This window comes from Flavivirga sp. 57AJ16 (assembly GCF_028736925.1).
Taxonomy (GTDB): Bacteria; Bacteroidota; Bacteroidia; order Flavobacteriales; family Flavobacteriaceae; genus Flavivirga.
In genome coordinates, this window is the sequence record NZ_JAQZAT010000026.1 from 46,409 (window position 1) to 53,122 (window position 6,714).

Here is a 6,714-nt window from a genome sequence, read left to right on the forward strand (position 1 = left end):
ACTATGAAAAAGAATTTAATTATAATAATAGCTTTAGTTTCATTTTTTGGTTGTGACGATTACCTTGATGTAGTACCAGATAATAGACAAACTGTTACAACTTTAGATGATGTTTCAGAATTATTAGTGTCTGCCTATTCAGAAGCAACTTATAATTTTGTAGAGTGGAAAACAGATAATGTTACAGCGATTCCAGATAATGATCAGTTTGATTGGATGACAGAAAATTATCAATTTACCCCTGTAGTTTCTGAAGAAGGCCAAGATACACCAACGTATTTTTGGGATAACAATTATCAGGCCATTGCACATGCTAATCAAGCTCTAGAAGGTTTGGATGGTATTGATGGCGGAGATGTAGGTTATAGAAATGCATTAAGAGGTGAGGCCTTAATGACAAGAGCTTATCATCATTTTATGTTAGCCAATGTTTTTTGTCAACATTATAACGATGCCAATAAAGAAGGGTTAGGAGTTCCTTATATCACAGCTCCTGAAACCAGTTTGAAAGTTGAATACGAACGTGGTACTCTTGAGCAAACTTACGAGATGATAGAAAAAGATATGCTAGAGGCTTTACCTTTAATCTCAGATGCATATTATGAGGGAACAGGTAAATACCATTTTACTAAAACAGCGGCTAATGCTTTTGCGTCTCGGTTTTATTTATTTAAAGGCGATTATCAAAAATGTATTGACTATTCAGACAAAGTATTAGGTAATGGAGTTATTAATACGACTTATGTGAGAGATATGGATGAAGTTTTTACAGGAACGTCATCAACTCAAATTGCAGATCAATTTAACGAAATAAACAGCCCATATAATATTTTTGTAGTTAGAAAGGAAAGTTTTTCCAACAGGTATTATAGAGGCTATAGAATGAACACAAATATATTTAGTAATGTTGTTAGAGCTAATATTCAACAAAGTGCCGATCAACGAGATTTACTATATAGTTATGGAACACAAGCTAGACAGCAGCCTAAGTATAATGAACTTTTTGAATTTACAACGTCGACTACTGGTTTTGGCTATATTATTATGACTCAAATTAGAGGAGAAGAAGTTGTTCTTAACAGAATGGAATCTTATGTTAGATTAAACAGATTGGATGATGCACTAAATGATTATAATGTATTTGCAACTTTAAGATATGATACTGGAGGGCAATTAACCTTACCGCAAATTGTAGCTGGTTTTGGAGGCACGGAACAAGAAGCTATGTTGGACTTTGTTTTGCTAGAAAGAAGAAAAGAATTTTTAGCAGAGGGCTTAAGATGGTTCGATATTAAAAGACTTAGTATAGAAGTAAGACATGTAGATGTTAATGGAGATGAGTTTGTATTGGGAGAAGAAGATTTAAGAAAAGCTGTTCAGATTCCAGAGACTGCCACCACTAATGGTATAGAGGCTAACCCTAGATAAGATAATGATTTAAAGAAAGTTTATATGAAAATTACAATAAAATTAATAGTACTAATGTCATCGGTTACATTGTTTTTTCAATGTGCTAATGATGATTCAAATACAAACTATGTTGCGCCAAGTAACCCTGATATTTCAAGTGTTAATGATCAATATCTATACGATAATAACGGTAAGAGTTTATTTGAGGTTTATGGAACAGCAACCCGCTGGAGATGGAATGATAATTTTATAGACCCTTCAGAGCGAGCAACACCTATTGATGCAGATTTGGTTATTCCTGCTTCTAAAATAGTGGAATATTTATGGGCTGGGTCTTATGCTGCAACTGGAGCTGATGCCAGTAAATTTGTAAAAGACCTGTTTCCTGCAGAACTTGTTTATATGGGGTCTTTTATTTTTAACGATGATGGAACAATGAAGTTAGGCTTTGCTGAAGGCGGTGCAAGAGTAACGCTTTTAAACATGAATGCATTAGATTTTGAAGATAGAAATTGGATGGCAAATCCTGGAGGTGGTGTTTTGGCTACTGTACATCATGAGTTTTCGCATATTGTTCATCAAACTCATGGTATTCCGGTAGGCTTTAATACTATTTCTGAATCTTATTTAGGAAATGGTTGGAGTAATGGTGTGTCAAGAAATGATGCCATAAAGTTAGGTATGGTAAGAAATTATGGAACTTTAAATGAATTTGAAGATTTTTGTGAAATTATTTCACACCTTCTTGTAGTAGAGAAAGCTACATTTGAGGCAGATTTTATTAATCAAGAAGATTGTTCCACACTTACAGATGCCGATGCTATTGTGAATTGTCAAGAGCTGAATGAAGGACGTCAACTTATAGCACAAAAGGTAGATTTAGTTGTAGACTTTTATAGAAATAATTTTAATGTAGACTTATTAGCTGTAAGAGATACGCTCCAGTCAAGACTGACTAAAGTCATAGAAATTAACGGAATTCCTGATTAATAAAACCAGAAATTTTAATTAATATAAATAATTAAAGAAATGAATAAAATAAATAAATTATTAGCGTCATTTGGTGTTTTTATGCTATTATTAGTAGTTACATCGTGTTCGGATAATGAAGTGGAACCACTTTTTGACCAAACAGTTAATGAAAGAGCAGAAGCTTTAAAATTAGAATATTTAAATGTTCTTACGTCTGCTGATAACGGATGGATTGGTTATTATTCGCCAAACAAAGATTTTGGAGCTTATACGATGCTATTGGATTTTGATTCCAATAGCAATGTTTCTGTTAATTCCGATTTCGAGGCAGGAGCACAAAATAAGACAATAACGTACCGCATTGATAAAACATTGAAGGTTGAGTTGGTTTTTGAGTCTACATCCGTTTTTAGCGATATTTTTGCGATAAACAATAACAATAACCAAGGCGAATTTGTTTTTAACATATTATCTGCAACTCAAGACGAGGTTGTTTTAGAAAGTAAATTAGATTTTGGAGATGATGTTACAGTTCTTACGCTACAAAAAGCAGATGTATCACAATTAGATTTAGAACCAATTTATGAATCCGTTGATGATATTGCTGGAGATGGCACCCAATCTGTTTTCAGAAATATTTTGTTAAATGATGCCGTAATTGGTACGTTTAGTTTTAATTCTGTCACTAGGTTAACAACAGTAAAATACCTTAATAATGAAGGAGAAGTTATTTCAGTGAGTTTTCCTATCGCAATAACACCTACAGGGTTTTATCTTTTAAAGCCTTTAGATGTTAATGGAACAATGCTTACAAGTTTTACATATAATGAAGCCGAAAATGAATATGAGAATACAGCTGATGGATTAAGGATAATATACGATAATATACCAGGTGTTCCTTTAAACCCTTATGACCTTGGTGTTGCAGCGAATAACGTTAGATATAATTATTTAGAGCCAGGGAAAAGTAGTCTAGCTTTTAATAATTTTTATACAAGCTATACGCAGTTTATATTTGATAATTATGGTTTTACTATTGACAGGGTTTACATTCGTAGTTTGAATGATGGAAGTGTGCCTTATTTACATATTTATACTGGTCTTGGAAATATTTGGTATGATTTGAATGTTGAGATTACTGATGGAATTGTTAAGTTCTCATTAACGGGAGATACAAACTCAAGTGCAGGTTTAACGGCAGTTCTACAACCATTAATTGATGTTTTTGTAGGTGCTGAGTCTGGCTACTATCTTAATGCTACAGGAGGGCTTCAAACTTTTTCTAATGGAACTTTTTCTATGATTAATGTAGATGATCCTTCAATGGAAATTAATTATTACGATTTTTAATAAGGGTTAAGAGTATAAAATAATAAAAAGTCCTTTTATCTACATGTAGATAAAAGGACTTTTTTGTTTTAAATTAATTCAAATATTAAATAATTTTTCCATTTTACAACGTTATCATATTTTGTATTTACATTTGCATGGTATTATTATATTAATTTATGAACAAATTAGTTTTAGCTTTCTTTTTGGTATCAATATTTAATGGTGCATTCGCACAAGATCTAACAAGACAATCTAGAGAACAAATAGGAGGGTTTCAAAATCAAGATACCCTTAGTAGTGAACAAAGAAAGAGCACAAACAAAAAAAACCTTAAAACCCCAAAAGCTAAAATTCAAGACTACTTAATAATCTCTCATGAGAATGACACAACATTTGTAGATACCACCCTAAGCATCCAAAAAGAGTATAAGTTTAATTACTTAAGAAGGGATAATTTTGGTTTAATGCCATTTTCAAATTTGGGGCAAACCTATAATAGTTTAACCCACGATTTTCAAGATACCAGTTTAATGCCCAGTTTTGGTGCTCGGGCAAGACATTTCAATTACATGGAAATTGAAGATATTAATTACTATCGTGTACCAACACCGTTAACAGAGCTGTTTTTTAAAACCGCTTTTGAACAAGGACAATTGGCAGATTCGTTCTTTACAGTAAATACATCGCCACAATTCAATTTTTCAATAGCCTATAAAGGATTACGGTCATTAGGTAAATACCAACATATATTAACAAGTACAGGTAATTTTAGATTTACAGCAAACTATAGAACTAAAAATAACCGCTACAGTGTTAGGGGACATATGGTAACACAAGATTTGCTCAACCAAGAAAATGGAGGGCTTAAAGATGATCCAAGTGTAGCGAATTTTGAAACCGGATTAGAAGAATTTCTAGACCGCTCTATCCTAGAAGTAAATTTCGAAAATGCAGAAAGCATATTAAGAGGGAAACGTTTTCATTTAGAGCACACTTATAAAATTATTAAGAAAAAAGATTCGTTATCAAACAACAAACTTAGCTTAGGTCATGTGATCTCATTTGAAGATAAATATTATCAATACGATCAATTAGCAGCAAATGCCCTTTTTGGAGACGCATTTAAAAATAGTGTTAAAGACCGAGCCACGTTAGAAAACTTTTATAACCAAGTACAATTAAATTATAGTAACAATATTATTGGCGATTTACAATTCAATATAACAAACAACAATTATAACTATGGTTACGATAAGTTGGTGTTGTTAAATGGAAACACCATAACTAATAGATTAAAAGGAGATATATTTTCAGCAGGAGGTAAGTATCATAAACAATATAGAGGTTTTGATTTACAGGGCGAGTTAGGTATAAATGTTTCTGGCGATTTTGATGGTAATTTCTTAAAAGCAAAGGCAACTTTTAAATTCAACGATGATATATCTGCAATAGCTTCGGTTAACCACAGTTCTAAAGCGCCAAACTACAATACCTTATTATATCAAAGTGATTATATAGGCTACAATTGGCAAAACAATTTTAATAATACAAAAACAGAGCAATTAGCATTTCAATTAAAATCTAAGAAAATAGCAAATATCTCGGCTGATTATTCTACGATCAGCGATTATGTTTATTTTAAAAAGGATGAAACGAGCAATCAAGTACAGGCGTTTCAAAATAACAACACCATAAACTATTTAAGAGTTAAATTAGATAAAGAAATAAAGGTAGGCAAGTTTGCCTTAAACAATACCATATTATACCAAAATGTAAAAGATAAGGACAGTACGTTAAATGTACCAGAATTTACAATCCGTAATACGTTGTATTTCTCCAGTCATTTATTTAAAAAAGCAATGTTTTTGCAAACGGGAATAACGCTCAATTATTTCACTAAGTATTATATGAATGCTTACAATCCATTGTTAGCAGAATTTTATGTGCAAACCGAAAGAGAATATGGAGACTTTCCGCGTTTAGATTTCTTTATAAACGCAAAAATTCGACAAACTAGAATTTATTTAAAAGCCGAACATTTTAATTCATCCTTGACGGGATACAATTTTTACTCGGCACCAAACAACCCGTATAGAGATTTTACTGTGCGCTTTGGTGTTGTTTGGAACTTCTTTTTATAGCATAATAAAAGTATCTAGGTTAAAAATATAAACCACTTGTATTTCATCACGCCCTTTTAAAGTAACAAAATATAGCTAAGTCGCTATAAAAAGGCAAAGAATATTTAGAAATAAAAAAAAGAAGTTCAAGGCAAAAAGCGTAGTCATAGCCTAGTTACGGCGAGTATTAATAACGAAGAAAATCGGTTTTTTACTCTGAAGGATCATGTTATTTTATATTGATTTAGCTATATAAGATCAGGAGTTAAAATGTAGTACTAATAATAAGGACGAAGGCAAAAAAGTTACTTAAAGAGCAAAGGGGATTAGTTATAGAGAAAGGGGCAAAAAAAGTTAAGCTATAACCTCTTAGTTTTCAAGGGTTAAAAAAGGGTGTAAAAAGAATATTAAAAAAAGGTTAGGAAAAGTAAAAATGAGTAGTATCTTTGCAGCCGCTTAGCAGGAGTTTTTAGAATAAAACAGGAGCTTGGCGGCGTTCTTAGAGGCTTAGAAAAATAAATTAAAAAAAGTTTTAAAAAAGCTTTGCAGAATGAAAAAAGGTTGTATGTTTGCAGCCGCTAAAACGGACAGTGTCCAGGGAGGCAAAAGTTCATTCAAAAACAGTAAATTTTGATCGAGGAAAAAAGGATCTGAATTTTTTTTCAAAAAAGATCAAGAAAGTATTGCGGGAACGAAAAAAGGGTTTTATATTTGCACCCGCTAAACGAGGAAACGAGATTAGAGAAGACAAGAAAAGAGTTCATAGACATATTGAATTGACAGCGTAAGGCCCCTGCCGGAAACGGCAGGGGCCGGACAAAAGAGAATAGACCATTTTGAGCATTAGAAATTCCTATTGGTCGTTAAGAGCTGCCCCCTA

The 6,714-nt window shown here is 32.3% G+C and carries 4 protein-coding genes; all 4 read left to right on the forward strand.

The window, feature by feature from the left end; genetic code table 11:
- The first annotated feature begins 3 nt into the window (after window positions 1–3).
- The 4 genes from PQO00_RS19600 (at window position 4) to PQO00_RS19615 (ending at window position 5,855) form a co-directional block, all read left to right on the forward strand.
- A complete protein-coding gene (locus tag PQO00_RS19600) occupies window positions 4–1,428 on the forward strand; it encodes a RagB/SusD family nutrient uptake outer membrane protein (protein WP_274186552.1) in 1,425 nt (474 codons plus the stop codon).
- Between the two features lie 24 nt (window positions 1,429–1,452).
- Window positions 1,453–2,400 (forward strand): substrate import-associated zinc metallohydrolase lipoprotein, encoded by a 948-nt coding sequence (locus tag PQO00_RS19605; RefSeq protein ID WP_274186553.1) that lies wholly within the window; start codon window positions 1,453–1,455, stop codon window positions 2,398–2,400.
- 39 nt (window positions 2,401–2,439) lie between these two features.
- Window positions 2,440–3,732 carry a DUF4302 domain-containing protein gene (locus tag PQO00_RS19610; protein WP_274186554.1) on the forward strand — a complete coding sequence of 431 codons (1,293 nt, stop codon included), beginning with the start codon at window positions 2,440–2,442 and terminating at the stop codon, window positions 3,730–3,732.
- A gap of 158 nt (window positions 3,733–3,890) precedes the next feature.
- On the forward strand, window positions 3,891–5,855 hold the full coding sequence (locus PQO00_RS19615) for a putative porin (RefSeq protein WP_274186555.1): 1,965 nt from the start codon (window positions 3,891–3,893) through the stop codon (window positions 5,853–5,855).
- Window positions 5,856–6,714: the final 859 nt, after the last annotated feature.

Excerpts from the sequence above, each read along its gene's own strand:
- PQO00_RS19615 (WP_274186555.1), top strand. The coding sequence starts at position 3,891 with ATGAACAAATTAGTTTTAGCTTTCTTTTTGGTATCAATATTTAATGGT.
- PQO00_RS19610 (WP_274186554.1), top strand. The coding sequence starts at position 2,440 with ATGAATAAAATAAATAAATTATTAGCGTCATTTGGTGTTTTTATGCTA.
- PQO00_RS19605 (WP_274186553.1), top strand. The coding sequence starts at position 1,453 with ATGAAAATTACAATAAAATTAATAGTACTAATGTCATCGGTTACATTG.
- PQO00_RS19600 (WP_274186552.1), top strand. The coding sequence starts at position 4 with ATGAAAAAGAATTTAATTATAATAATAGCTTTAGTTTCATTTTTTGGT.